The sequence below is a fragment of the Rhizobium sp. GW821-FHT14E12 genome (assembly GCF_058803745.1).
Genome location: NZ_JBXAPH010000006.1, coordinates 12,394 through 35,879, shown reverse-complemented (window position 1 = coordinate 35,879; position 23,486 = coordinate 12,394). Strand labels below are relative to the sequence as shown.

Annotated in this window: 24 protein-coding genes; 10 read left to right on the top strand and 14 right to left on the bottom strand. The window is 60.4% G+C overall.

Going from position 1 to position 23,486, the window contains the following annotated elements; all coding sequences use genetic code 11:
* Window positions 1-175: 175 nt before the first annotated feature.
* Both AC1RO0_RS21205 and AC1RO0_RS21200 read left to right on the top strand, forming a co-directional pair.
* A complete protein-coding gene (locus AC1RO0_RS21205; RefSeq protein ID WP_498594768.1) occupies window positions 176-748 on the top strand; it encodes a dienelactone hydrolase family protein in 573 nt (190 codons plus the stop codon).
* A 125-nt stretch (window positions 749-873) separates the two neighbouring features.
* The gene (locus AC1RO0_RS21200) at window positions 874-2,493 is read left to right on the top strand and encodes an ABC-F family ATP-binding cassette domain-containing protein (RefSeq protein ID WP_498594767.1); all 1,620 of its coding nucleotides are present in this window, start codon (window positions 874-876) and stop codon (window positions 2,491-2,493) included.
* On the opposite strand, the gene AC1RO0_RS21195 is transcribed toward AC1RO0_RS21200, so the two are convergent.
* From AC1RO0_RS21195 to AC1RO0_RS21180, 4 genes are all read right to left on the bottom strand, one after another.
* The gene (locus AC1RO0_RS21195; RefSeq protein ID WP_498594766.1) at window positions 2,459-3,241 is read right to left on the bottom strand and encodes a TylF/MycF/NovP-related O-methyltransferase; all 783 of its coding nucleotides are present in this window, start codon (window positions 3,239-3,241) and stop codon (window positions 2,459-2,461) included. The two genes, AC1RO0_RS21200 and AC1RO0_RS21195, sit on opposite strands and share 35 nt — an antisense overlap.
* 305 nt (window positions 3,242-3,546) lie before the next feature.
* The gene (locus tag AC1RO0_RS21190; protein ID WP_498594765.1) at window positions 3,547-3,753 is read right to left on the bottom strand and encodes a hypothetical protein; all 207 of its coding nucleotides are present in this window, start codon (window positions 3,751-3,753) and stop codon (window positions 3,547-3,549) included.
* A 33-nt stretch (window positions 3,754-3,786) separates the two neighbouring features.
* Window positions 3,787-4,653, bottom strand: a complete 867-nt coding sequence (locus tag AC1RO0_RS21185) for a DUF937 domain-containing protein (protein WP_498594764.1) — start codon at window positions 4,651-4,653, stop codon at window positions 3,787-3,789.
* Window positions 4,654-4,787: 134 nt separating this feature from the next.
* Entirely contained in the window at window positions 4,788-6,161 is a 1,374-nt protein-coding gene (locus AC1RO0_RS21180; protein ID WP_498594763.1) for a glutamate--cysteine ligase, read from the bottom strand.
* A gap of 243 nt (window positions 6,162-6,404) precedes the next feature.
* Between AC1RO0_RS21180 and AC1RO0_RS21175 the strand changes: the two genes are divergently transcribed.
* Window positions 6,405-7,016 carry a LysE family translocator gene (locus AC1RO0_RS21175; protein WP_498594762.1) on the top strand — a complete coding sequence of 204 codons (612 nt, stop codon included), beginning with the start codon at window positions 6,405-6,407 and terminating at the stop codon, window positions 7,014-7,016.
* A 614-nt stretch (window positions 7,017-7,630) separates the two neighbouring features.
* Here the strand turns inward: AC1RO0_RS21175 and AC1RO0_RS21170 are convergent.
* The 4 genes from AC1RO0_RS21170 to AC1RO0_RS21155 form a co-directional block, all read right to left on the bottom strand.
* The gene (locus AC1RO0_RS21170) at window positions 7,631-7,804 is read right to left on the bottom strand and encodes a hypothetical protein (protein ID WP_498594761.1); all 174 of its coding nucleotides are present in this window, start codon (window positions 7,802-7,804) and stop codon (window positions 7,631-7,633) included.
* 53 nt (window positions 7,805-7,857) lie between these two features.
* The gene (locus tag AC1RO0_RS21165; protein ID WP_498594760.1) at window positions 7,858-8,595 is read right to left on the bottom strand and encodes a 16S rRNA (uracil(1498)-N(3))-methyltransferase; all 738 of its coding nucleotides are present in this window, start codon (window positions 8,593-8,595) and stop codon (window positions 7,858-7,860) included.
* 10 nt (window positions 8,596-8,605) lie between these two features.
* On the bottom strand, window positions 8,606-10,144 hold the full coding sequence (locus tag AC1RO0_RS21160; protein WP_498594759.1) for an inorganic phosphate transporter: 1,539 nt from the start codon (window positions 10,142-10,144) through the stop codon (window positions 8,606-8,608).
* A 103-nt stretch (window positions 10,145-10,247) separates the two neighbouring features.
* Window positions 10,248-10,760 (bottom strand): NUDIX hydrolase, encoded by a 513-nt coding sequence (locus AC1RO0_RS21155; protein ID WP_498594758.1) that lies wholly within the window; start codon window positions 10,758-10,760, stop codon window positions 10,248-10,250.
* Window positions 10,761-11,009: 249 nt separating this feature from the next.
* On the opposite strand from AC1RO0_RS21155, the gene AC1RO0_RS21150 reads away from it, so the two are divergent.
* The gene (locus AC1RO0_RS21150; protein WP_498594757.1) at window positions 11,010-11,918 is read left to right on the top strand and encodes a LysR substrate-binding domain-containing protein; all 909 of its coding nucleotides are present in this window, start codon (window positions 11,010-11,012) and stop codon (window positions 11,916-11,918) included.
* A gap of 138 nt (window positions 11,919-12,056) precedes the next feature.
* Entirely contained in the window at window positions 12,057-13,220 is a 1,164-nt protein-coding gene (locus tag AC1RO0_RS21145; RefSeq protein WP_498595000.1) for an adenosylhomocysteinase, read from the top strand.
* Between the two features lie 7 nt (window positions 13,221-13,227).
* Here AC1RO0_RS21145 and AC1RO0_RS21140 read toward each other — a convergent pair whose 3' ends face one another.
* Window positions 13,228-14,124: a LysR family transcriptional regulator gene (locus AC1RO0_RS21140; protein ID WP_153366613.1), complete on the bottom strand. Its 897-nt coding sequence runs from the start codon at window positions 14,122-14,124 to the stop codon at window positions 13,228-13,230.
* Between the two features lie 123 nt (window positions 14,125-14,247).
* Here AC1RO0_RS21140 and AC1RO0_RS21135 point away from each other — a divergent pair, with 123 nt between their 5' ends.
* Genes AC1RO0_RS21135 through glcF form a run of 3 tightly spaced genes read left to right on the top strand, consistent with a single transcriptional unit; the run spans window position 14,248 to window position 18,219 of the window.
* Window positions 14,248-15,687, top strand: coding sequence for an FAD-binding oxidoreductase (locus AC1RO0_RS21135; protein WP_498594756.1), 1,440 nt, complete (start codon window positions 14,248-14,250; stop codon window positions 15,685-15,687).
* The gene (locus AC1RO0_RS21130; RefSeq protein ID WP_498594755.1) at window positions 15,684-16,883 is read left to right on the top strand and encodes an FAD-binding protein; all 1,200 of its coding nucleotides are present in this window, start codon (window positions 15,684-15,686) and stop codon (window positions 16,881-16,883) included. The genes AC1RO0_RS21135 and AC1RO0_RS21130 overlap by 4 nt, the downstream gene beginning before the upstream one ends.
* A 16-nt stretch (window positions 16,884-16,899) precedes the next feature.
* Window positions 16,900-18,219: a glycolate oxidase subunit GlcF gene (gene glcF, locus AC1RO0_RS21125; protein ID WP_498594754.1), complete on the top strand. Its 1,320-nt coding sequence runs from the start codon at window positions 16,900-16,902 to the stop codon at window positions 18,217-18,219.
* Between the two features lie 5 nt (window positions 18,220-18,224).
* Here glcF and AC1RO0_RS21120 read toward each other — a convergent pair whose 3' ends face one another.
* The 4 genes from AC1RO0_RS21120 to AC1RO0_RS21105 all read right to left on the bottom strand — a co-directional run bounded on the left by AC1RO0_RS21120 (window position 18,225) and on the right by AC1RO0_RS21105 (window position 21,229).
* On the bottom strand, window positions 18,225-18,563 hold the full coding sequence (locus tag AC1RO0_RS21120) for a DUF6881 domain-containing protein (RefSeq protein WP_498594753.1): 339 nt from the start codon (window positions 18,561-18,563) through the stop codon (window positions 18,225-18,227).
* A 74-nt stretch (window positions 18,564-18,637) separates the two neighbouring features.
* On the bottom strand, window positions 18,638-19,309 hold the full coding sequence (locus tag AC1RO0_RS21115) for an outer membrane protein (RefSeq protein ID WP_498594752.1): 672 nt from the start codon (window positions 19,307-19,309) through the stop codon (window positions 18,638-18,640).
* 215 nt (window positions 19,310-19,524) lie between these two features.
* A complete protein-coding gene (locus AC1RO0_RS21110) occupies window positions 19,525-20,226 on the bottom strand; it encodes a L,D-transpeptidase (RefSeq protein ID WP_498594751.1) in 702 nt (233 codons plus the stop codon).
* Between the two features lie 241 nt (window positions 20,227-20,467).
* A complete protein-coding gene (locus AC1RO0_RS21105) occupies window positions 20,468-21,229 on the bottom strand; it encodes a L,D-transpeptidase (protein WP_498594750.1) in 762 nt (253 codons plus the stop codon).
* Between the two features lie 303 nt (window positions 21,230-21,532).
* On the opposite strand from AC1RO0_RS21105, the gene AC1RO0_RS21100 reads away from it, so the two are divergent.
* Both AC1RO0_RS21100 and AC1RO0_RS21095 read left to right on the top strand, forming a co-directional pair.
* On the top strand, window positions 21,533-22,162 hold the full coding sequence (locus AC1RO0_RS21100; protein WP_498594749.1) for a DNA-3-methyladenine glycosylase I: 630 nt from the start codon (window positions 21,533-21,535) through the stop codon (window positions 22,160-22,162).
* Entirely contained in the window at window positions 22,159-22,707 is a 549-nt protein-coding gene (locus AC1RO0_RS21095; RefSeq protein ID WP_498594748.1) for a hypothetical protein, read from the top strand. Before AC1RO0_RS21100 ends, AC1RO0_RS21095 begins: the two co-directional genes overlap by 4 nt.
* A gap of 5 nt (window positions 22,708-22,712) precedes the next feature.
* Here AC1RO0_RS21095 and AC1RO0_RS21090 read toward each other — a convergent pair whose 3' ends face one another.
* Entirely contained in the window at window positions 22,713-23,417 is a 705-nt protein-coding gene (locus tag AC1RO0_RS21090) for an HAD family hydrolase (RefSeq protein WP_498594747.1), read from the bottom strand.
* Between the last annotated feature and the right edge of the window lie 69 nt (window positions 23,418-23,486).

The window sequence follows — 23,486 nt, the reverse complement described above, 5'->3', positions numbered from 1 at the left end:
CGCAGGGTGATAGCCAATAAGCCCTGCTTCTTGCCCGGTGTCCGGCCTCAGTGCCGACACCGGGTTTTTTCTTTTCGGGCAGAAGCTTCGGGCGACGAAAAAGATGCTCGCGGAAATTGCCATGTGTTTCGAATGCCTTATGTTACAGCGCAGCTAAGATGCGAGGACGATGACAATGGCGACGGTGATCCTTTTTCATTCCGTTTATGGATTGCGCTCGCTTGAGCATGAGGCCGTCGCGCGGTTACAGGCCGCCGGGCACAAGGCATTTGCGCCCGATCTCTATGATGGCCAGACCGCCCGCTCTATCGATGAAGGCTTCAAGCTCAAGGACGAGATCGGCTGGGCGACCATTTGCGAGCGTGCCGAATGGGCGATGGCCGGCTTGCCTGCCTCAACCGTCCTGGGCGGATTTTCCTTTGGCGCTGCCGTCGCGACAAGTCTCTGGCCGAAACGGCCACAGACCGCCGGCATCCTTTTCCTGCACAGTATTGCAGAGATTGCCGGCAATGCCCGCAAGGGCCTGCCCTTGCAGCTCCATCTTGCCGACCCCGATCCTTTCGAGCCGGCGGAGGATGTTGCCGCCTGGCGGTTGGCCGCCGCACGATCCGGTGTCGCGACCGATATCTTCACCTATCGCGGCGCCGGCCACATTTTTACCGACGCCAGTCTGCCCGACTATGATGCCAAGGCTACCGATCTGACCTGGAGCCGTGTCCTCAGCTTCCTCGACACTATCGAGGCGTAGGCTTGAACTGAAAATGGTTGTCGCTTAAATTATCGGCACCCGTCATTCCAACAGGATGTGTGCCGCAATGGATTTCAACCCGATCACAATGCCTTTCAGCCTTGTTGCCGGGGAATTCCATATCCATGCCTGCATCCATCACACTTTCCAATCTTTCGTGGTCCACGCCTGACGGCCGGCCGCTTTTTTCCAATCTCGATCTGAGTTTCGGCGCCGAGCGCACCGGCCTTGTCGGCCGCAATGGCGTCGGCAAGACGACGCTCTTGCAGCTCATTGCCGGCGAGCTGCAACCGCAATCCAGGGCTATATCCTTTGCGGGTAGCCTCGGTGTGCTCCGCCAGAGCGTCCAGGTCGAACCTGACGAAACCATCGCCGATCTCTTTCAGATAAGGGAAGCGCTAGCGGTTCTTCGTCGCGCGGAGGCGGGGGAGGCGACGGCCGAGGAGCTGGCTCCGGCGGACTGGATGCTGGAAGCGCGAATTGCCTCCGCACTCGATCGCGCCGGCCTCGATGCGGACCCTCGGACACGGCTTGCGGCGCTATCTGGCGGCCAGCGAACGCGCGCCGGCCTTGCCGCACTGATCTTTACCGACCCCGATTTTCTCATTCTGGACGAACCGACCAACAATCTGGACCGCGAGGGCAGGGACGCAGTCATCGCTCTGCTCGCAAGCTGGCGCGGCGGCGCGATCGTCGTCAGCCATGACCTGGAACTGCTCGACACGGTGGACGCAATCGTCGAGCTGACCTCGCTCGGCGCCACCCGCTACGGCGGCAACTGGAGCCATTACCGAGAGCGCAAGGCACTCGAACTCGTGGCGGCCGAACACGATCTTGCCAATGCCGAAAAGCGCGTCACTGAAGTTGCCCGCGCCGCGCAGGCGACGGTGGAGCGGCAGGCGCGCAGAGACAGCGCCGGCAAGAAAAAGGCCGCCAAGGGTGGCATCCCGCGTATCCTGCTGGGCGGGATGAAGGAGCGGAGCGAGATGACCAGCGGCGAAAATGCGCGGCTTGCCGAACGCCAGCGCGCCGAAGCGGTTGATGCGGCCGCCGCCGCCCGCCGTCGCATCGAAATCCTCCAGCCTTTGTCCGTCAGGCTTCCGCCGACCGGGCTGCCGGCCAACAAGATCGTCCTGACGATCGACGGAGTGGCGGCAGGTTACCGGCCAAACCAGCCGATCATCCACGATCTGTCTTTCGACATCACAGGGCCGGAGCGGATCGCCGTCACCGGCGCGAATGGTTCGGGCAAGACGACGTTGCTGGCGCTGATCTCGGGAGAGCTTGAACCTTGGACGGGAACGATGCGTGTCATGACCACGTTTTCCATGCTCGACCAGCAGGTCAGCCTGCTCGATCCGTCTCTCTCGATCCGCGACAATTTCCGGCGGATTAACCCGCAAGCGGATGAAAACGCCTGCCGCGCTGCTCTTGCCCGCTTCATGTTCAGGGCGGATGCAGCACTTCAGCTCGTCTCCACGCTCAGCGGCGGGCAATTGCTGCGCGCTGGCCTGGCCTGCGTTCTCGGCGGCCCGACGCCACCCTCGTTGCTGATCCTCGACGAACCGACAAACCATCTCGATATTGATTCCATCGCCGCCGTCGAGGCGGGGTTACGTGCCTATGACGGCGCGCTTCTGGTTGTCAGTCATGACGAGGTTTTTCTGGAGAATGTCGGGGTCTCGCGCCGATTGGAGCTGTCGGCGCTGTCTAATTCAGGCTTTTGCGGAAATACGCATGTGTGAATGAGCCGGAATAGATGTAGCAAATCTTCTCCGGCTTATCCGCCATGAACTCGTCACAGGCTTTTTTGACGCCGGGCAAATGGTTCCAACCATCCGGGTTGATGCTTGGATCGCAATAATCGTCAATAAGACAAACGGCTCCTCTGGAAAGGCGAGGATACACATACTTCAAGCTGACCAATATTGAATCGTAGAGATCGCCATCCAGATACGCAAAGCATATCCTATCCGGCAAACCCTGCGAGAGCGTGTCCTCAAACCATCCTCTGTGGATGACAGGCGGCTCCAAGCCATGTGCCGCGAAATTATTGATCAGCACACCCTGCGATGTTGCCAGATCGCCTTTCTTGTAGGAATTTCCGTCTTCGCTTCGTGCGGACGGAAGCCCCTCGAAGCTGTCATAAACATGCAGTTTCTTATCGGAATTGAAGCTGTTTATGACTTTTGTGATGAGCACGGATGATTGGCCCTCATTGCAGCCAACCTCGACCAGATCTCCATCTATGTCATAGGCAAGCGCCTGAGAAACCAGATGGTACATGTTCATTCTCTGCTCCACATTCGTGGAAATTCCCGAACGGGTCGGCGAAAACTTAAGGCCGGTAAATTTGTAGATCGACCGGTCGATCATATCGGCGGTGTTGGCGTTAAATCCGAACCGCCTGGTGAGCAAATTAAGAAACCTGTCGATATTGGACGATCGCCGTATCTGCCAGTCGAAGTCTCTCGTAATGAAGAAATTGTCCATACTGCCCTCCAATTTCATGGTTAAAAATCCATTACCTGGCACAGGTGGAAAGGCGACCGTCAGTATGTTGGAGTATATTTTCCTGCCCTCATCAATATTGTTGTCTGCGCAGGGAAAAAGTCAAGAGTTTCGCACGAAAACTAGGCTCGTTGCTTTATTTTGTGCTTTTCTTGCGTAAATCATATGCAAATCCGCGAAACCGGAATTTCGGCTGACGGCATAGGCAACCGCACGGCCGCAAACGCCAAGCGGGAGCGGCGTATTGGCCATCTGCTCATTCGGTTTGACGGGAACTTCGGCAAGACTCAATCAACTTGCCACAACTCAGGCCAATCATCGAAGCTCTCGATCGGCACTGTGTCACACAGGAGCGTATACAGTGGTTCCGCAGGGAAGTCGTTCAGCCGGATAACCAGCGCCCCTTCGCCTGGATCGACAGCCGTATAGGCGAATTCCGCATCATCCGTTTTTTTCCAACGAAGATTGCGTTGCAGAAAAGACTTTGTGATCATGTCTTCCACCGCGAGATCTGCCCATCGTCACATCTATTTCGGCGCGGGCTTACCTTCCGCCGGCTTGTAGCTGTCGAAGATCGCTTCCATGTTCTTCTGATAGTTCTTCTGCACTTCCAGACCGCTGTCGAACATGGCGTTGAACATCTCGGTATAGGCGGCCATGTCGACGCCGGGGGCCGCAGGCTTGGCTTTCGGCTCCTCCTTCGGCGGCTCTGAAGCCGTCGAGACGTTGCGCATCATCTCCTGAAAAGCCTTGGCGAAGGGATTGTCGAGAAAGGGATTGGCGGCAGCGGGCTTTTCGCGCTCGACCGCCTGCGCGCCGAACATCAGTTCCATCACCTGCGTGAAGGGATTGTCGAAGATGCTCGCCTGCGGTGTCGGCTGCTGCTTTGGCGCAAAGCCGATGCTCTGCAGCCAGTTCTGCATCATCTCGCCCATCGCCGTGTTGAGGAAAGGATTGGCCATCTGAGGCATCTGGCCGCTGGTTTCCTTGAACAGGCCGCCCATCAGCGCGTCGGCCATGACGGGCAGCATGCGCTTGTAGATGTCCTGGCCGATGCCGGTCATCTGCGCGGCTTGCGCGGCCACGGCACGCGATACTTCCTTGGAGCCGAACAGGCGCCCCAGCACATTATTGCCGTCGGCAATGCCTTGTGGCGTGAAGGCCTTGCTCATGTCCTCGAAATATTTGGCATAGTTGCCGGAGGTGATGTCCTGCATCACGCCCATGAAGTTGTAGGGGTCGGTGGCGCTGCGCTTGAAGCCGGAGGAAAAGGCGGGCATCAGCGCCGCCATGGCCTTGGTCGCCTGTTCCTGCGCGAGGTTGAACTGCTTGGCCATCGCCTCGGTGGCAGCGCCGTTCTGTGCCTGCATCATCATGTCGAAGAGTGGCAGCATCGAAGTTCCTTCCCCCGTTATTTGGCCGCCTCGGAATCAGGAGACAGCAGTTCCAATAGTATAGCGGGAAAAAAGAGGGCGCATACCGGTTTCTATCGGCCTATTGCTCCGGCAACCGGGGCAAGGACGGGCTGCTAGTACTGATATTCCTCGAAGACCGGTTCGACCGATTGGTTCCAGCGGCCGTGATAGAGCATCAGCAGATCGTCGGAGAGCGTGCCTTTCTTGGCGAGCACTTCCTCGAGCGGCGCCAGGAACACGCTTTCGTCCTGGCCGTCGCCGTTCAGCCGCGCACGGCTCTTCAAACCGCCGCGGGAAATGCCGATGACCTCGCGGGCCACGTCGAACAGGCCGTGGCCCTTGATCACGGCCTTCAGGCCTTGCACGGGCACGATATCGCGCAGCGTATTGACCTCTTCGAAGGTCCAGTCCTTGGTCAGCTCGTCGGCAGCGGCAAGGGCCGCATCATCATACAATAAGCCGACCCAGAAGGCCGGTAGCGCACAGATGCGCCGCCACGGGCCGCCGTCGGCGCCGCGCATTTCCAGGAAGCGCTTGAGGCGCACATCGGGGAAGAGGGTGGAGAGATGGTTCGTCCAGTCGCCCATGGTCGGTTCCCAGTCAGCGATCTCGCCCTTCAACGCGCCGTTCATGAACTGGCGGAAGGTGACGTGGGTACAGTCGTGATAGCGACCGTCGCGGACGACGAAATACATGGGAACGTCGAGCGCCCATTCGACATAGTCATGGAAGCCGAAATCGTCGCGGAAGGTGAAGTCGAGCAGGCCGCCGCGGCGGTTGTCGGTGTCCTTCCAGATCTCGCCGCGCCAGGAGGAGAGGCCGTTCGGCTTGCCTTCGGTGAAGGGCGAGGAGGCAAACAGCGCCGTCGCCAGCGATTGCAGCTTCATCGATACGCGCATCTTGCGGCGCATGTCCTCTTCCGAGGAGAAGTCCAGGTTCACCTGGATCGTGCAGGTGCGGTACATCATGTCGAGACCTTCGGTGCCGACCTTCGGCATGTAGCGGCTCATGATGTCGTAACGCGATTTCGGCATGCGCGGCGTCTCGGCCAGCGTCCATTTCGGGCTGCCGCCGATGCCGAGGAAACGGATGCCCATCGGCTCGGCGATCTCGCGCAGCGTCGCCAGATGCTGGTTCGATTCCTTGCAGGTCTGGTGAATGGTTTCGAGCGGCGCGCCCGAGAGCTCGAACTGGCCGCCGGGCTCGATCGAGATCGCGCCCATGCCGGTCGGCTCGGCGAGCCCGATGATGTTGTCGCGGTCGAGGATCGGATCCCAGCCGGACTTCGCCTGCAAGCCCTTCAGGAGCGCGGAAATGCTGGCGTCACCGGCATAGGGCACGGGACTGTTGTCGGCGCGGAAGAACACGAATTTCTCGTGTTCCGTGCCGATGCGGAACTGCTCCTTGGGCTTGTTGCCGGCGGCCAGATAGGCCGTCATGTCCGAGACCGAGGAGAGCGGGGTCTGGTCGGTAGTATCGCGCGCCATGGTATTACCTTGATCTCGGAAAGAAGCCCGCGCAAGACGCGGGCCGATTAGAAGGGTGATTGCAGCGAATTGAGGTACGGTGCAAGTGAATTTCTTTCAAGAGCAGTTCAAAAAAATAGGATCGTGTGTCTCGGAGATGCCCCACAATGGGGTCATTCGGCGGCGCACTTGCACAAGCGTTCAAGACGGCTCGCCATTCCCGTGGATAGTTTTGCTTCGACAGTCAAAGATCGGAGCATATCAATGTTCGATGAAATGGGTCTCTATCCCATCTTGACGCTGCTCGTAGCGTCGCTGGTGATCATGGGCAGTCCTGGCCCGTCGACGATCAGCGCGACGGCGGTGGGCGCGGCCTATGGTTTCCGACGATCGCTTGGCTACGTATCCGGCCTCATCGCCGGCACGGTCGCTGTACTCCTGGCCGTGGCGGCCGGCGTCGTCGCGTTTCTGCTGTCCGTGCCACATGGCGCGCTCGTGCTGACAGCGGTTTCGGCAGCCTATATCCTTTATCTCGCCGTCAAGATTGCTACGGCACCGCCACTGGCGCGCCGTGACGATCAGGTCGCCGCTCCCGTGTTTTCCGGCGGCTTCCTGCTGGCGATCGCCAATCCGAAAGCCTATTTGGCGATTGCGGCCGTCTTCGCCGGCGTCAGCCCGTTTCAGGATCGGCGGTTGCTCGATGCGACGGTCAAGATCGCGCTGCTGACGGGAATGATCGTCGCCATCCATATGATATGGCTTCTTGTCGGCGCCGCGCTCTCGCGCTTCCTTCGGCATCCGGCCATTTCGAGGGCGGTGAATATCTCCCTGGCCGTCCTGCTGATCGTTGCCACGGCATTTGCCGTGGTGGGCTGATGGCCTGCTTATGGTGCGAAGCTCTGGGCGCTACAGGAGAACGGCGGGTCTCCGCCGACCAACTGAGGCCGGCCTGCGAATCTGTACCGTTCGTCGCGAGTGCTGGTTGTCGCCGTTTCCGCTTAAGAAGCAATACGATCGCGATCGCAACGAGCCGCTCTTAGAGCTAAGGCCGAAGATGTTCATCTCGCGCGCTTGGCCCACCCCTCTGCAAACCAGGGCGGTATCGGGCAGGCCAAGCGCTAATCTACATCATAGGAGAAGATAAAATTGGACAAGTAAATGCGGCTCACTTGTTCATGTCTGCGACCACCCAGCGAAAAAATAAAACGACGATGGCAGCAAACAGTAACAACGGCATTATCTTGGGCAAATCAAGCATATCATGGCTCTCTAAATTTACATCTGCATCATGCAGACGAGTCATAACAACCACAGAAATATTAACGAAATTCTACCGTAATTTTTGAAAACTATACAGTTAAAGTGTATCTAATGCATGACTTAACGCAGATGTTTCGTATTGGCGCACGATAATATTAATAGTTTTATTTAGAGATATCTGAAAGATGAGGAGAGACTAGCCGACAACGCTCGGAAAGAGCTGAACCTGCTCAAGATGTATGCTTGCTGTATTTGATGTGGTGGCGATGCGAAGCCATTTCGATTGATAGAATTGCATCGCCGATCGGCCGGTGATCATTGTCGCATAGCGTCAAGCCTGCCCGAAAGGAATACGGCTCGATCCGCGCCATCTGGTACTCGCTCGGTAGAAACAAATCGCTCATCACAGCCTCTTGTCGGAGGCCATGAATTACAGTTGAATTCAAATAAACAGGTGCTAGTTCCAATCCCCGATCGCAGCCTGGATAACCGCCATGGCTGCCACTGCCGCAGTGTCGGCGCGCAATATACGTGGGCCGAGTGGGATAGCGGTGACGAAGTCGAGGCTGCGCAGCAGCGCGCGTTCCTCTTCCGAGAAGCCGCCCTCCGGGCCGACCAGCAGCGCCAGATGTTTCTCCTTGATCTTTGCGAGAAGCGGCAGCGGGTTCTGGCCGGCGTCGCCCTCGTCGCAATAGATGATGCGGCGATCCCTCGGCCAGCGCTCGAGGAGATCGGCGAGCTTTACCGGTTCGGCGACATCGGGAATGCCGAGAATGCCGCATTGCTCGGCCGCCTCGATGACATTGGCCCTGACCTTGTCAAGATTGGTGATCTTGCCCTGCACATGCTGGGTCATGACGGGCTGTAAGAGGCCGGCGCCCATCTCCACCGCCTTCTGCACGAGATAATCGAGCCGCCCGACCTTCAGTGGTGCAAAGAGATAGTGAAGATCGGAAGCGGCGGGCTGCGGCCGTGTCTCTTCGACCGGCGTCAGCAGGATGCGTTTGCGCGAGGGAAAGGAGATGCGTGCTTTCCATTCGCCGTCGCGGCCATTGAAGATCAACAGCTCCGCGCCGTCCTCCATGCGCAGCACATTGGCGAGATAGTTGAATTGCTCCTGATCGGCCTCGATGCCGGCATTTGCCTTGATATCCGAAACCACGAACAGCCGCTGCATGCGGAAATTGGCGCGCATGGGTAACCTCTTAAATGAAGAGCGCGACCATAGCCCAATATACCGCGGCTGCAAGCAGGGCTGAAACCGGCACCGTGATGGCCCAGGCGGCAATGATGGTCATGAAATGCGAGCGGCGCACGAGGCGCCGGCGATGGATTTCGTCGGGATTATGCTCGTCGGCTTCTTCCATGTCGCTCCAGACAATTCCGGAGGCTTCGGCCTTCTGTCGCATGTAGTCCAGCCGCCGTCTCGAGCGACTGGTGTACCATTCGCGGAAGAAGCCGACGCCGAAGACCGCGCCGACGGCAATATGGGTAGAGCTGACGGGCAGGCCGAACCAGGAGGCGACGATGACGGTGAGTGCCGCCGACAGCGCCACGCAATAGGCGCGCATCGGGTTGAGCTTGGTGATCTGCGAGCCGATGAGGCGGATCAGGCGCGGGCCGTAAAGCAGGATGCCGACGGAAATGCCGCAGCCGCCGATCAGCACGACCCAGAAGGGCACGGTCTGGCCGGTGGCGCCAGCGACGATGCTGAGGCTGTCGCCCTGGCGGACGCTGCGCACGATCGCCGCCAACGGGCCGATGGCGTTTGCAACATCATTGGCCCCATGCGCAAAGGACATCAGCGCCGCCGAACAGATCAGTGGTAGGCGGAAAAGCTTGCGCAATGCGCTGTTCTTGTTTTCCAACCCGACGGACTGCGCCACCACGAATGGTCTTGCGCTAAACCACGTCACCAGACCGACGCCGATGCCGATCGCAAGGGTAGGGAGGCCGACGACCGTATCCCTGGGCGCGAGCTGCAGGACAAGATAGGCGGTAAAGGCGCCGGCCATCAGGCCGATGAGAATGGGGATCCAATATCTGGCCGCGGCGATCTTGTCGTTGCGATAGATGATGAAGGTCTTGATGAAGAAGAGCATGCCGGCGGCGATCGTGCCACCCAGAAAGGGCGTCACCACCCAGCCGGCTGAGATCGCCGCCAACACATGCCAGTTGACCATATCAGGCCCGACGGCGGCGGTACCCGCGCCCACCACGGCACCGACGATGGCATGCGTGGTCGAGACCGGCGCTTTCAGCCAGGTAGCGAAATTGATCCAAAGCGCGGCCGATAGCAGCGCCGCCATCATCAGCCAGGCGAGCTTGCCGCTGTTGATGATCCGGTCTGTATCGACGATATGCGTTGAAACGGTCTTGATAACGGGGCCGCCGGCAATCGTGGCGCCGAGAATTTCGAAGATGGCCGCCATGACCAGAGCCTGCGTCATGGTGATGGCGCGGGCGCCGACCGCCGCGCCGACATTGTTGGCGACGTCCTTCGCGCCAATATTCATGGCCATGTAGCCTGCAAGCGCGACGGCGGCGATGACCAGCGTCGCGCCGGGCCGGTCCAGCACATAAATGCCGGCAACAAACATGGCGAAGCCAAGGAAGATCAGGCCAAGGCCTGGAGCGATCAGACGTTTCGTGACATGGTTCGCCGCATCCTCGACATAGCTGAGTTTGTCGAGATCCTTGTCTAGCGTCCGTTTTGTCAGTGTTACCGGTCGGTCTTCGGGCATGCCATTCTCTGAATCGAAACGTGTAGTTTTACGCTGCACAGCGCGCTGGGCAATGCCCAACGATCGTTCCGGCACAATTTATGTGTTGAGACTATCTAGCAGCTTACTTTGACTGCGCTGTGGCAGGCATTGCCGTCATCCGTTGCTGGAAAGCAAGGATGATGTCGCGCAGTTCCGGTTCGCGGACACGCTTGGCGGCTTCATCGCAGGACGCCCACTCGATCGAGCGCTCGCCCTTTTCCTTGAAGTTCTTGGCGAGATTGCTGACTTCAAGCGCATAGACCTGGACCCGGCAGGCCACCTGGATGCCGTCCTTCAGGACCTTGTCGTAGCTGAACGCGCCGAGCGGCTCGGTTTCCACCGTCCCATGCACGCCGGCTTCTTCATAAGCTTCGCGGGCCGCCACTTCATGCGACAGCTTGCCCGGCATCGGCCAGCCCTTGGGAATGACCCAGCGGCCGGTGTCGCGGCTGGTCAGCAACAGCACCTCCAACTCCCCCGTCTTCTTCTTCACCCGATAGCAGAGCGCGGCATATTGCTGTCGCGGCGGGCGCCGAAACATGAGCTGCACATCATTTGCAATACGGGTAAGAATGGCCAAGGGTCGGATCACCATAAAGAGCTTGAGTTGAGAATCGAATACATATTAGCATTGTGTGGAAAAATTATGCATTGCCTATGAATTCATATGGTGCTTCCCCACACCTTTATTGAGTGTTCAGTAGAAAAAAACGAACTGATTCGGCCTCTGATATTCGCCAGTGACTGTGCTGTAAGCGACATCAGATGCGGTTTACATGCCGCAGATGGTGCAGTTGCTCGTCGGCTCTTCCTATCATGCTGGAAAACAAGATAAATCTTCGTTATGTCCGAACACTCCTCGTCGCAACGCCTCCCGCCGCTGAACGCGCTACGCGCCTTCGATGCCGTTGCTCGTCGCGGTAGCATATTGCAGGCGGCGGCCGAACTCGGTGTCGTGCGGGGGGCCGTGCGTCAGCAGTTGGCCATCTTGGAGAGCCATTTCGGCATTGCCTTGTTCCGGCGCGATGGCCGGCGCCTGGTGTTGACGGAGAAGGGCAGGGCCTTTGCCGATGCCGTCGGTGTCGCCTTTGGCATTCTGACGCGGGCTTCGGGCGCGCTCACGACGGACGATCGGCGCACTATTCGTCTTGGCGTCCCCTCCGCTTTCGCTATCTGGTGGCTGATGCCGCGCGTCGCCGATCTGCAGGCCTCCCTTCCCGATATCGATATAGACATTATCCCCATGACGACAGTCGAGCCCCTGGCGCGCCATCCCGGTCTCGACGCGGTGATCATGGGCGGCGAATATCGGCCGGCGTCGGACATCACCGCCATTCGTTTCCTGGAGGATGAATTCGGCCCGGTCGCGACCCCTGACCTTGCGATACGCCTGGGCCTTGTCACCGGCGTGGAGGCCCTTGCCGGCGCTGTCGCCCTGACCAGCCGTTCGGCGCCGCGTCTTTGGGACGATTGGTTTGCCGAAAGCGGCCGGGCGCCCATCCGCTTCGCGCGAAATCGTGAGTTCGAAGACCTGCTTTTGGCGATCGGCGCCGCCCGCTCCGGTGTCGGCGTTGCCATCGCCCCACGCACGGCCGTCGGCGAAGACATCGAACGCGGCACATTGACGGCACCCTATGGCTTCATCCGCAGACCGGCGGGATACAGCCTCAGCGTCCGCAGCGGCGATGCGAAAGATGCGGCGCTTGTGGGATTGGTGGAATGGCTGGTGCGGGCGGGGTCAGTCCGTGCGTGACGATCCCGGCGAGACCTAAGAATACCGGCAAACGAGCATGGCAGATTTTCTGCCCTATCGTTCATTCGAATGTCCATCGACAGTCTGCGGTTCTCCGTGAGAGATCGAAGCATGACAGACCATTGCCAGGAGCGCATGATGGACCAACCTTCCTCTCTTTCCCGTATCGACTGGGTTGGCCGGAGCTGCCGGCTGCTTGCGGCCACGGCAGCGGAATTCCGTGAGACCCGACCCTTTGCCGGCCTGACGATCGGCACCGGCATTCATCTCGAGCCGAAGACGGTAGCGTTGTTGATGACATTGCGCGCCGGCGGCGCCCACCTTGTCTGCACCGGCAATCTCAACAGCACCCAGCCGGAAACCGTAGACTATCTGCGTGCGCAGGGCGTGACAGTCTTTGCCACCCAGACCACCGACGCCGATGAGCATGGTGCCAGCCTCGACGCCATCGTGGCGGAGAAACCGGACCTGCTGCTCGACAATGGCGGCGATCTCTTCGCGCGCGCCGCCGAGCGCCCCTATGCGAACCTCTTAGGGGGCACTGAGGAGACGACATCGGGCCGCACCCGATTGCTGCCGATGCGCGACAAGCTGGCCATGCCGATCCTCGTCATCAATGACAGCCCGATCAAGCAATTTGCCGAAAACAAGCATGGCGTCGGCCAGAGCTTGTTCGAGAGCTATCTGCGCTTCACCAACCGTTCGACCAATGGCAAGCGCGTCACCGTCTTCGGCTACGGCGCATGCGGCAAGGGAACGGCTGCCTGCTTCCGCAACGCTTTTTCCGCTGTCAGCGTGGTCGATATCGATCCGGTGACAACGCTGGAAGCGCATCTCGATGGCTTTGTCACGCCGCTGCGTGAGGAGGCGATCCGCTCCGCCGATATCCTGATCACCGTCACAGGCTATCCCGCGATCATAACCGCAGCCGATCTATCGCTGATCAAGGATGGCGCGATCCTGATGAACGGCGGTCATTTCCCGCATGAGATCGATGTCGAAGCCTTCCGGGACAGTCCGGATGTCGCCGGCGTCGATCGCTACGAGGCCGAGCATATCGAGACCATCCGCATGCGGGATGGACGGGCTTTCCACATCCTCGGCGCCGGCCACATGGCCAACCTCGCCGGCCCGCGTCCCCTCGGCAATACTGTCGAATCCATGGATCTCGGCTTCGCGCTGCAAGCCCGCTGCCTGGAACGCGTGGCAAAGGGCGGACTTGGCAAGGAAGCCTGTGTGATGCCCGTGCCCGCGGATATCGACGCCATGGTGGCGTCGGCCTTTCTCGATTTGGCGCGGTAGTGGTGCCCTATCGCTCCCAATAGGGCACCGGCCCATAAAGTTCCGCTAGGAAGTCGATGAAGACCCGCACCTTAGCCGGCAGGAACTGGCGGCTGGGATAGACGGCCGAGAGCGTGACATTGTGCGAGCCCTCATACGCGGGCAGTACCTGTACGAGGCGGCCGTCCTTCAGTTCGGGGCCGATATCCCAGGTGGAGCGCAACGCGATGCCGAGGCCGGCAATGACGGCCTCGCGGATGACCTCGCTGGAATTGGTGATCAGCCTGCCCTCCGGCCGGAAGGTCAGGGCGCCCTTCGGCCCATCCAGCCGCCATGGATCGTGATTGTGCGCCGGCAGGCATATGTGGCGGCGCAGGTCGTCGATATTCTCGGGCATGCCATGCGCGGCGACATAGGCGGGCGAGGCGCAGAGCAGGCGGCGCACCGGCGCCAGGCGCCGGGCAACGAGACTGGAATCGGTGAGCTCGGCAATGCGGATGGCAAGATCGTAGCCACCGCCGACGATATCGGTGAATTCGTCGGTCAGGATGAGGTTGATCGCCAGATCCGGATGCGCCTGCATGAAGGTTTTCAGATGCGGGGCGATATGCAGACGGCCGAAGGAGGTGGGGGCGGAAATCTTCAGCGTGCCCTGCATCTGCGCCGAGCGGCCGCCAATATAGGCTTCGGCCTCCTCCAGCCCCGCAAGGATGGCGAGCACCCGGTCGTAAAAGCCCTGGCCTGCCTCCGTCAGCGAAATCTGCCGCGTCGTGCGCTGCAAAAGCCGTGTGCCGAGCCTGTCCTCCAGCCGCTTGATGCGCTTGGAAATGACGGCGGGCGAGAAGCCGAGCGCGCGGCCGGCGAGCGACATGCTGCCCGTCGCAACGACGCTGGCGAAGATTTCGAGATCCCCGAGATTGGTCATGGCACAACTTGTTCCTATTTTGGCATAAATGCTTATCATTTACGCCGATTTCGGGAAAGTGATAACCGTGATATGGCGTTAGAAAGAGGCTGTATCCCGATTTGGATGCAGGAGGAGAACGCCATGGCCGAGGCCATTTCATTTCTGGCGCCGCGTGCGGATGTCCTGGCTCGCCGCAACGAGATCGTCGCCGATCTTGCCGATCTTCTTGCCCCGGAATGCCTGATTCACGAGCCGCGCGAGCTGATGCCCTTCGAGACGGACGCTTTTGTCTCCTATCGCCGTATGCCGCTTGCCGTCGCCCTGCCGCGCTCGACGGCGGAGGTCGCCGCAGTGATGAAATACTGTCACCGCTACGGCATTCCCGTCGTGCCGCGCGGTGCCGGCACATCGCTGTCCGGCGGTGCCATTCCGCAGGAAGATGCCGTCGTGCTCGGTCTTTCGAAAATGAACCGCATTCTCGACGTGGATTTCGCTAATCGCTCGGCGACGGTGCAGGCTGGCGTCACCAATCTGAATATTTCCGAAAACGTCTCGGCCGACGGTTTCTTCTACGCGCCCGATCCAAGCTCGCAGCTTGCCTGCACCATCGGCGGTAATATCGGCATGAACTCTGGCGGCGCACACTGCCTGAAATACGGTGTCACCACCAACAATCTGCTCGGCGTCAAGCTGGTGCTGACTGACGGCACGGTGATCGATCTTGGCGGCAAGGCGCTGGATGCGGCGGGCTATGACCTGCTCGGTCTGGTCTGCGGCTCGGAAGGCCAGCTCGGCATCGTCACGGAAGCGACGGTGCGGCTGATCGCCAAGCCGGAAGGCGCGCGGCCGGTGCTATTCGGCTTCGATACCTCGGAGCAGGCGGGCGCCTGCGTGGCCGATGTCATCGCCGCCGGCATCGTTCCGGTCGCTATCGAATTCATGGACAAGCAGGCGATCGAGATCTGCGAGGCCTTTGCCCATGCCGGCTATCCGCTCGACGTCGGCGCGCTGTTGATCGTCGAGGTCGAGGGCTCGGAAGCCGAGATGGACGACATGCTGAAAAGCATCGTCGACATCGCCCGCGCCCACAAGGTCAAGACGGTGCGCGAATGTCAGTCGGCAACGGAGGCTGCACTGATCTGGAAGGGCCGTAAATCGGCTTTCGGCGCCACCGGCCGCATCGCCGACTATATCTGCATGGATGGCACCGTGCCGCTCAGCCAGCTCTCTTACGTTCTGCAGAAGACCACAGAGATTATCGACCATTACGGCCTGCGTGTCGCCAATGTCTTCCATGCCGGCGATGGCAACATGCATCCGCTGATCCTGTTCAATGCCAACGACCCCGAAGACGCCGCCAAGGCCGAAGCGGCAGGCAACGATATCCTCCGGCTCTGTGTCGACGCCGGCGGCTGCCTGACGGGCGAACATGGCGTTGGTATCGAGAAGCGTGATCTGATGCGGCACCAATATGCAGAGGTTGATCTGGCACAGATGATGTCGGTGCGCGCCGCCTTCGATCCTGGCTGGATCCTGAACCCCTCCAAGGTCTTCCCGCTGGACGGGCGTAACGCAGCATGAGCGACTTTCTGCCGAAGACGGAAGACGAGGCCGCAGCTATCATTCGTGACCATGCAACCCGGGGTGCGGCTCTTGCGGTCATCGGCGGCAACACACGCTCCGGCTTCGGCAATGCCGTCGCCACTGACGCGGCATTATGTTCGCAGGGACTTACCGGCATCGTCGCCTATAATCCGGGCGAGATGGTGATGACCGTACGGGCGGGAACGCCCGTTGCCGAAGTCGAGGCAGCGCTTGCCGAGAGCGGCCAAATGATGGCCTTCGAGCCGATGGATCACCGGCCATTGATGGCGACCGAGGGCGAGCCGACGATCGGCGGCGTCTTTGCCGCCAATGTCTCCGGTTCTCGCCGTTTCATCAGCGGTGCTGCGCGCGACAGCCTGCTCGGCGTCCGTTTCGTCAATGGCAAGGGTGAGATCGTCAAGGCCGGCGGGCGAGTGATGAAGAACGTCACCGGCCTCGATCTGGTCAAGCTGATGGCCGGTTCGCACGGCACACTCGGGCTTTTGACCGAGGTGACCTTCCGCGTGCCGCCGCGACCGAAGACCGAGGAGACGATCGTCGTTTCCGGCCTCAACGATGCCGAGGCGGCAAATGCCATGGCTGCGGTCATGGCACTGCCGCTCGACATATCGGGCGCCGCGCATCTGCCGCTGACCGTCCGCTGGACCTTTCTCGACGGCAAGCTGCCGGAAGGTGAGGCGACCGTGCTGCGCATCGAGGGCCTGGCCGGCTCGGTTTCGGTTAGGGCCGAAAAACTGGCCGCCGCCATGGGGCGGCTCGGCCCGGTGACGCGGCTTGCCGAGGCGGACAGCCGCAGGCTCTGGCGCGAGATCCGCGATGTAAAACCTTATGCAGACGGCACGATGCGCCCTGTCTGGCGCGTTTCCGTCGCCCCGAGCATCGGCCATCAGCTCGTCGCAGCCCTTCGCCTCGATGCCGGCGTCGATGCCTATTACGACTGGCAGGGTGGTCTCGTCTGGATGCGAATGGAATCGGAGCCCGAAGGCGATCTCGTCCGCCGGTATATCCACGCCCTCGGCGGCGGCCACGCCACCTTGCTGCGCGCCACGCCGGCCGCTCGTGCGACGACACCGGCTTTCCAGCCACAGCCGGAGGCCGTGGCGCTGTTGTCGGCGCGCGTGAAGGAAAAGTTCGATCCGGCCGGGATCTTTAATCCGGGGAAGATGGCGTGATGGGGAAAACTGCCTGATGCAAACCAATTTCACCCTTGCCCAGCTTGCCGATCCGCATGTCGCCGAATCCGAGGCGATCCTGCGCAAATGCGTGCATTGCGGCTTCTGCACCGCCACCTGTCCGACCTATGTGACGCTTGGCAACGAGCTCGACAGCCCGCGCGGCCGCATCTATCTGATCAAGGATATGCTGGAAAACGGCCGGGCGGCCGACGCCGAAGTGGTGACGCATATCGACCGCTGTCTGTCCTGCCTTGCTTGCGTCACCACCTGTCCCTCCGGCGTCGACTACATGCATCTGATCGACCACGCCCGCGCCCATATTGAGGAAACCTATAAGCGGCCTTTGCTCGAGCGCCTGACGCGCAACATGCTGGCGGCGGTGCTGCCCTATCCCGGCCGTTTCCGTCTGGCGCTCAACCTTGCGCGCCTGGCCCGGCCGTTCAAGGGTCTGATGAGACGCATTCCGGCCCTGAAACCCTTTGCTGCCATGCTCGATCTCGCGCCGCGATCCATCCCGGCGCCGTCACCATTTGCCAAGCCCGGGCGGCATCAGCCGCAGGCGGAACGGCGCGGGCGGGTGGCGATCCTGACGGGCTGCGCCCAGCCGGTGCTCGATCCTGCCATCAACGAGGCGACCATCCGGCTCCTGACCCGCCTCGGCGTCGAAGTGGTGGTACCGCAGGGCGAGAGTTGCTGCGGCTCGCTGGTGCATCATATGGGCCGCGAGGAGCAGGCGCTGGCGAGCGTGCGCGCCAATGTCGATGTCTGGATGCGCGAGGTCGAGGCCGGTGGGCTCGATGCCATCATCGTGACGACCTCCGGCTGCGGCACGACGATCAAGGATTATGGCCACAAGCTCCGCCTCGATCCGGCCTATGCGGACAAGGCCGCAAAGATCTCGGCGCTTGCCAAGGATATCACCGAATATCTGTCGGGTCTCGACCTGCCGACGCACATGCCGCGCGGCATCACCGTCGCCTATCATTCCGCCTGCTCGCTACAGCATGGCCAGAAGATCACCATGGCGCCGAAACTGCTGTTGAAGACGGCGGGCTTCACCGTGCGCGAGCCGGCGGAAGGGCATCTCTGCTGCGGCTCGGCCGGCACCTACAACATCATGCAGTCGGAAATCTCCGCCGAGCTGAAGGCGCGCAAGGTCAAAAATCTCGAGGCGACGAAGGCCGATGTCATCGCCACCGGCAATATCGGATGCATCACGCAGATCGCGACGGGAACGGGCATACCGATCCTGCACACGGTCGAATTGCTGGACTGGGCCTATGGCGGAGAGATGCCAGCAAAACTGAAGGGCCTAGAGCCGGTCGCCGCCTAAAATATCTAGTGCGACGAAGACGGCCGGTGTGATTGCCATTCCATCTCGAAGATATCGGCGCCGATGGCGGTCAGACTGATGCGATCTTGCCCCTCTTCGAAGAAGGTGCCGTCGAGCAGGCCGGCGACACCGTCATAGAATGAGCCTTCTACCAGGCTGGTGATGCTGGCCGTCTTGTATTTCTGCCCGGAAAAATCGGTGACAGACATGCATTGCCGACGTCCATCGGCGAACACGTCGATCAGCCGGGGAACGACGCCCGCGTCGTCGACCTCGTAATAGATCATGACCGGTTCATCGTTTTCCGGATGGATCCAGTCGCATCGGTAGTAGGAAAAGCTCATGCGCCATTGCTTAGCACAGGAACCCCCAGGCGGGAATCGCTTTGGGGGTCCGGCAGGGCGCGTGGTTAAATTTTCTAGAAATTGAACGACACACCGAAATTGATGGCGTTGGTGAAGACCTTGGTCTTCAGCGTATCGCCGCTGTCGATCGAGACATTGTCGACGAAATTGTAGTTGCCCTTATATTCGACAAAGGTCGCCCAGTGCTGGCTGATCTGGTAGCTGACGCCGGCCTGTGCCTGCAGGGACGCGCCGCCGAACTGGTAATCGAAGGTCCGGCCAGAGGCGCGGGTGACTTCGACATGCGGCACGTTGATGCCGGCGCCGAGGCCGACATAGGGCGTCCATTTGCGGCTCGGATCCTGGAAACGGTAGAGCGCGTTCAGCGTCAGCATGTTCAGGCCGTCGGTGAACTCGAAATGCGACCAGCCGGGCGTATTGCCGAGATTGCCGTAGACCTTGGCATGGGTGTAATCCAGCGAGATACCCCAATTCGACTTGTTGAAATCGTCGAGCCAGAAGATGCCTCGAAAGCCGAAATAGGGCGGCATCTTGAAGGATTTTCCCGACCAGTCGGGATCGAAATTGGCACCGTCCGACGTCTTGACGTTGCTGCCGGTCGCGCCCTGGATACCGCCATAGGCTGAAAACTGCATTTCCGCCGAAGCGGAGTTGGCGGCGAAGACAAAAGCTGAAAGCGCAAGCGCGGCAACAGCCGGCTGTTTGATGCGGAATGCACGACGCATATGAAGCCCCCGGATGTGGATGCCGCCATCTAAGCGTGCTTCTGTGACAGTTCTATTGTGGCGCGCTGTGGCTTGCGTCGGCTTAGGCGCGAAAACTGACATCAAACTGAAAGGAAACGGCCGCTTCGCCACCCTCTCGGGAGATAAGTTTGAGGATGTTACACCTGCGCAACAGTAGGATGGCCGCACTGGTATGCGACCACTCCTTCGCTAAATTACCCGCCGAACATCGTCCGCAGAATGTCGACGCCACGATCCTCATAGCTGACTTCGCCCTGCTTGTTGCCGGGGCCGACGACGATGACCTTGGTGCCGATGGGGACGCGATCATAGAGATCGGTGACGTCCTTGTTCATCATGCGAATGCAGCCGGACGACATGTTGAGCCCGATGCTCCAGGGCTGGTTGGTGCCATGGATACGGAATGCGGTGTCGCTGCCGCCGCGATAGAGATACATGGCGCGGGCGCCGAGCGGATTATCCTCGCCGCCTTCCTGATAGGCCGGCAACTTATGGCCCTTCTTGGCCTCGCGAGCGATCATTTCCGGCGGCGGCGTCCAGCCAGGCCATTCCGCCTTGCGGCCGACCTTGACGACCCCCGACCATCCGAAGCCGTCACGACCGACACCAATGCCGTAGCGCCGCGCCCGGTTGTCGCCCTCGACGAGATAGAGAAATTTGTTGTTGGTATCGACGATGACCGTTCCCGGTGCCTCATTGGTCCTCAGCCGCACCATTCGCCGCTGGAACTGCGGCTTGACCTGCCCCTGCGGCGCGGTCGATACGCGGATCACGTTGCTGGGCAGTGCCTGTGCGACATGGGGTGCAGAGGCTGTGAAGGCTGCGGCATCCGACGCTGCCGCGAGACACGACACGGCGATGCCCGCCGCCGCCACGACCGGTAGTATTGATTTCATCCGTGATTCCCCTCTCCGTTTACCAGTCAAGAAACTAGCGAAACGCGGGAGAGGATCAAGATCAAATTGCGTATGATAAAGACCACGCCGCTGGAGCGGCTGCCTATTCTGACGAGGGAGAGGTTATCGTTGGGATGCTATAGTGCTCAATAATGGAAGATATCTTTGCTGTGGACGCCAAGACCTATCTCGCCCGCCAAGGACGAGATCAACTCCGCATTTGCAGCAATCTCTATGCCCATCACATGACGATAACCCGAGTCCCGACCTTCACCCGGTTGTAGAGATCGATGACATCTTCATTGCGCAGGCGGATGCAGCCGGAGGATACGGCGCTGCCGATGCTCCAAGGGGCATTGGTGCCGTGGATGCGGTAGAGGGTCGAGCCGAGATACATGGCGCGGGCGCCGAGCGGATTGGCTTCGCCGCCATCCATGCGCGCCGGCAGATAGTGACCCTTGGCGGCTTCGCGCGCCACCATTTCGCGCGGCGGCGTCCAGTCCGGCCATTCCTGCTTGCGGGTAACTGTGTGGGCGCCGGCCCATTCGAAACCGGGCTTGCCGACGCCGACGCCATAGCGCCGCGCCTGGCCGCCATCCATCACCAGGTAGAGGAAGCGATTGTTGGTGTCGATGACGATGGTGCCCGGCTTTTCCTTGGTCTGGTAATCGACCACCTGCGGCAGGAATTGCGGATCGAGCTGGCCACGGATTGCCGGATATTGCGGCCTAACGACGGCCACCTGCTGGACGGCGGGGCGTGCGAACAGGCCGCGCGGCTGGATCGCGCGCTGCGCCTGCGGATTGGCCATCTGCCGCGCCGCCGGGCGAACCGGATAGACGGCCGGCTGCACATTGCCGCCGCCGAGCTGCATCACCCAGGGGGCGGTGAGGTCAGGGCTGACGATGACGGGCGGGCGCGACTGGTAGCGATCATCGGCGAAAGCGCTGGAGGCCAACAGGCTCAAGGCGCCCGCGGCAAATAAAATGCATTGTCTCATCATCGGACAAACTCTCTACAAATGGGCCGAGGATGGGCGTAATTGCGCCCGGTCCCGAATATGGTGACATTTGCGCGCCAGCGAATGGTAAATGGCTGTTCATTAAAATGCCGCGAAACCGATAAACCTTTTGTCAGGGTTACGACTTGGTTTGGAAAGACGGTTTGCAAATGGTAAACCCTGAATCGAGATGATTTGCCTTCGAATCGTCCTTTCGATCTTAAGTATTTGATTGGCCTGATCTTATCCGATAGCTGTTTGGCTGTTTTCGCGATCACGCTCTGACATAGGGGACGAAGCACGACTATGGCCGGAACGGGCATCATCACCGGTGAGGACGGCAAGGACCGCTGCGCCTGGCACGGCAATCTGCCGGAATATCAGCGCTATCACGATCAGGAATGGGGCAGGCCCGTCATCGACGATATCAGGCTGTTCGAGAAGATCTGCCTGGAGGGCTTTCAGTCGGGCCTTTCCTGGCTGACGATCCTGCGCAAGCGCGAGAATTTCCGCGCCGCCTTCGCCGGTTTCGATTTCGACAAGGTGGCGACGTTCGGCGATGCCGATATCGAGCGCTGCGTGGCCGATGCCGGCATCATCCGCCATCGCGGCAAGATCGTCTCGACCATCAACAATGCCCGCCGCGCCATCGAGTTGCGCGCCGAATTCGGCTCGCTCGCCCGCTATTTCTGGGGTTTCGAACCGACGGCTGCGGAGCGTCCCGCCTTGGTCGACTATGCGACCATCGCCGCCAATCCGACGACGCCGGTCTCCGTGCGTATCTCCAAGGATCTGAAGAAGCGCGGCTGGACCTTCGTCGGCCCGACCACGGTCTATGCCTTCATGCAGGCCATGGGCCTTGTCAACGATCACATCGAGGGCTGCTATTGCCGGAAAGAGGTGGAGGCGATGCGCAGCGCATTGGTGCGGCCATGAGACGCCTGGTTCTTGCCTTCTCCCTGCTCGCCTTCTCCCTGCCGGTCGGGCATGTGGCCCATGCACAGGCTAGCCAGAGCGGCAACAGCACGAACGGTGACGAGCAGCAGCTCCAGCTACCGCAGCTCGATCGTGGCGAGACGGTGGAAAAGCTTGGCTTCCCCGCCGTGCTGGAGAAGCTCACCGGCTGGACGAAATTCGGCAAGGGCAAGGTCTATACGCTGCCGCTGAAGAAGGGCCAGCACGTCCGCGTTACCTTCAGCTCGAAGAGCAAATACGCCTTCATGGCGATCTTCGATCTCTCCTCGAATGATGACGAATCCTTCTTCGGCACCGACGAAGACGGCATGACCGCCGACGTCACCGTCAATGAAGATACGACATGGCTGATCAAGCCCTATTACTCCCGAGTCACCCGCCGTCGCGGCCTCGGCGCACCCTATGAGATCCTCATCGATCCCAATCCGCCCGCCACGCAGCAGCAGGACAAGCCCGTCGACCAAGGGCCGATGCTGTTCCCGCCGAGATCAAAGCAGGGACAGTGAAGCTTTCAGGTTAATCCCTCGATGATGCCGTGCAGCTCCCCAAGATATCCGATCTTGTGGAAGCGCGGCGCCTGCGTCGGTTCCTCGACATGTTCGAAGATCCAGGTGAGCTCATGCGGAATGAAGACGCCGTAGCTGCCGGCGGCAAGCGCGGGCACGATGTCGGATTTGAGCGAATTGCCGACCATCATCGCCCGTTCCGGCCCGTCGCCGACCTTGGAGAAGATGCGGCGATAGGTGGAGGCGTTCTTGTCGGAGACGATTTCGACGGCGTCGAAGAGATCGCCGAGGCCGGATTGCGCAAGCTTGCGCTCCTGGTCGAACAGATCGCCCTTGGTGATCAGCACCAGCAGATAGTTGCCTGAAAGAGTTTCCAGTGTCCCTCGGACATCGGGAAGCGTTTCGACGGGATGGGAAAGCAGATCGCGGCCGATATCGAGGATTTGCGCGATCACCGTTGCCGGCACCTCGCCCTTGGTGATCTCGATCGCCGTCTCGATCATCGAAAGCGTGAAGCCTTTGATGCCGAAGCCATAGTGGTTCAGATTGCGCTTTTCGGCTTCCAGCAGTTTTTGGGAAATGTTCTCGCTCTCGGCATGGTCGGCGAGCAGCTCGGTGAACTGCCGTTCGGTGAGCCGGTAGAATTGTTCATTCTGCCAGAGCGTGTCGTCGGCGTCGAAGCCGATGGTGGTCAGCGGGCGTTGCGGCATAGGCCTGTCCGTCCTTGCGGATTGGATGAAGGCGGGATTCTATCGCGCGCTGATAGGGAGGCAAGAGCA

Bases quoted from the DNA above. Each gene is read 5' to 3' on its own strand.
- AC1RO0_RS21100 (WP_498594749.1), top strand. From the start codon at position 21,533: ATGGCCGGAACGGGCATCATCACCGGTGAGGACGGCAAGGACCGCTGC.
- AC1RO0_RS21155 (WP_498594758.1), bottom strand. From the start codon at position 10,760: ATGGTGATCCGACCCTTGGCCATTCTTACCCGTATTGCAAATGATGTG.
- AC1RO0_RS21175 (WP_498594762.1), top strand. From the start codon at position 6,405: ATGTTCGATGAAATGGGTCTCTATCCCATCTTGACGCTGCTCGTAGCG.
- AC1RO0_RS21110 (WP_498594751.1), bottom strand. From the start codon at position 20,226: ATGAAATCAATACTACCGGTCGTGGCGGCGGCGGGCATCGCCGTGTCG.
- AC1RO0_RS21165 (WP_498594760.1), bottom strand. From the start codon at position 8,595: ATGCGCGCCAATTTCCGCATGCAGCGGCTGTTCGTGGTTTCGGATATC.
- AC1RO0_RS21095 (WP_498594748.1), top strand. From the start codon at position 22,159: ATGAGACGCCTGGTTCTTGCCTTCTCCCTGCTCGCCTTCTCCCTGCCG.
- AC1RO0_RS21150 (WP_498594757.1), top strand. From the start codon at position 11,010: ATGTCCGAACACTCCTCGTCGCAACGCCTCCCGCCGCTGAACGCGCTA.
- AC1RO0_RS21090 (WP_498594747.1), bottom strand. From the start codon at position 23,417: ATGCCGCAACGCCCGCTGACCACCATCGGCTTCGACGCCGACGACACG.
- AC1RO0_RS21130 (WP_498594755.1), top strand. From the start codon at position 15,684: ATGAGCGACTTTCTGCCGAAGACGGAAGACGAGGCCGCAGCTATCATT.
- AC1RO0_RS21115 (WP_498594752.1), bottom strand. From the start codon at position 19,309: ATGCGTCGTGCATTCCGCATCAAACAGCCGGCTGTTGCCGCGCTTGCG.
- AC1RO0_RS21205 (WP_498594768.1), top strand. From the start codon at position 176: ATGGCGACGGTGATCCTTTTTCATTCCGTTTATGGATTGCGCTCGCTT.
- AC1RO0_RS21145 (WP_498595000.1), top strand. From the start codon at position 12,057: ATGGACCAACCTTCCTCTCTTTCCCGTATCGACTGGGTTGGCCGGAGC.
- AC1RO0_RS21170 (WP_498594761.1), bottom strand. From the start codon at position 7,804: ATGAGCGATTTGTTTCTACCGAGCGAGTACCAGATGGCGCGGATCGAG.
- AC1RO0_RS21160 (WP_498594759.1), bottom strand. From the start codon at position 10,144: ATGCCCGAAGACCGACCGGTAACACTGACAAAACGGACGCTAGACAAG.
- AC1RO0_RS21200 (WP_498594767.1), top strand. From the start codon at position 874: ATGCCTGCATCCATCACACTTTCCAATCTTTCGTGGTCCACGCCTGAC.
- AC1RO0_RS21140 (WP_153366613.1), bottom strand. From the start codon at position 14,124: ATGACCAATCTCGGGGATCTCGAAATCTTCGCCAGCGTCGTTGCGACG.
- AC1RO0_RS21185 (WP_498594764.1), bottom strand. From the start codon at position 4,653: ATGCTGCCACTCTTCGACATGATGATGCAGGCACAGAACGGCGCTGCC.
- AC1RO0_RS21180 (WP_498594763.1), bottom strand. From the start codon at position 6,161: ATGGCGCGCGATACTACCGACCAGACCCCGCTCTCCTCGGTCTCGGAC.
- glcF (WP_498594754.1), top strand. From the start codon at position 16,900: ATGCAAACCAATTTCACCCTTGCCCAGCTTGCCGATCCGCATGTCGCC.
- AC1RO0_RS21120 (WP_498594753.1), bottom strand. From the start codon at position 18,563: ATGAGCTTTTCCTACTACCGATGCGACTGGATCCATCCGGAAAACGAT.
- AC1RO0_RS21190 (WP_498594765.1), bottom strand. From the start codon at position 3,753: ATGATCACAAAGTCTTTTCTGCAACGCAATCTTCGTTGGAAAAAAACG.
- AC1RO0_RS21135 (WP_498594756.1), top strand. From the start codon at position 14,248: ATGGCCGAGGCCATTTCATTTCTGGCGCCGCGTGCGGATGTCCTGGCT.
- AC1RO0_RS21195 (WP_498594766.1), bottom strand. From the start codon at position 3,241: ATGGACAATTTCTTCATTACGAGAGACTTCGACTGGCAGATACGGCGA.
- AC1RO0_RS21105 (WP_498594750.1), bottom strand. From the start codon at position 21,229: ATGATGAGACAATGCATTTTATTTGCCGCGGGCGCCTTGAGCCTGTTG.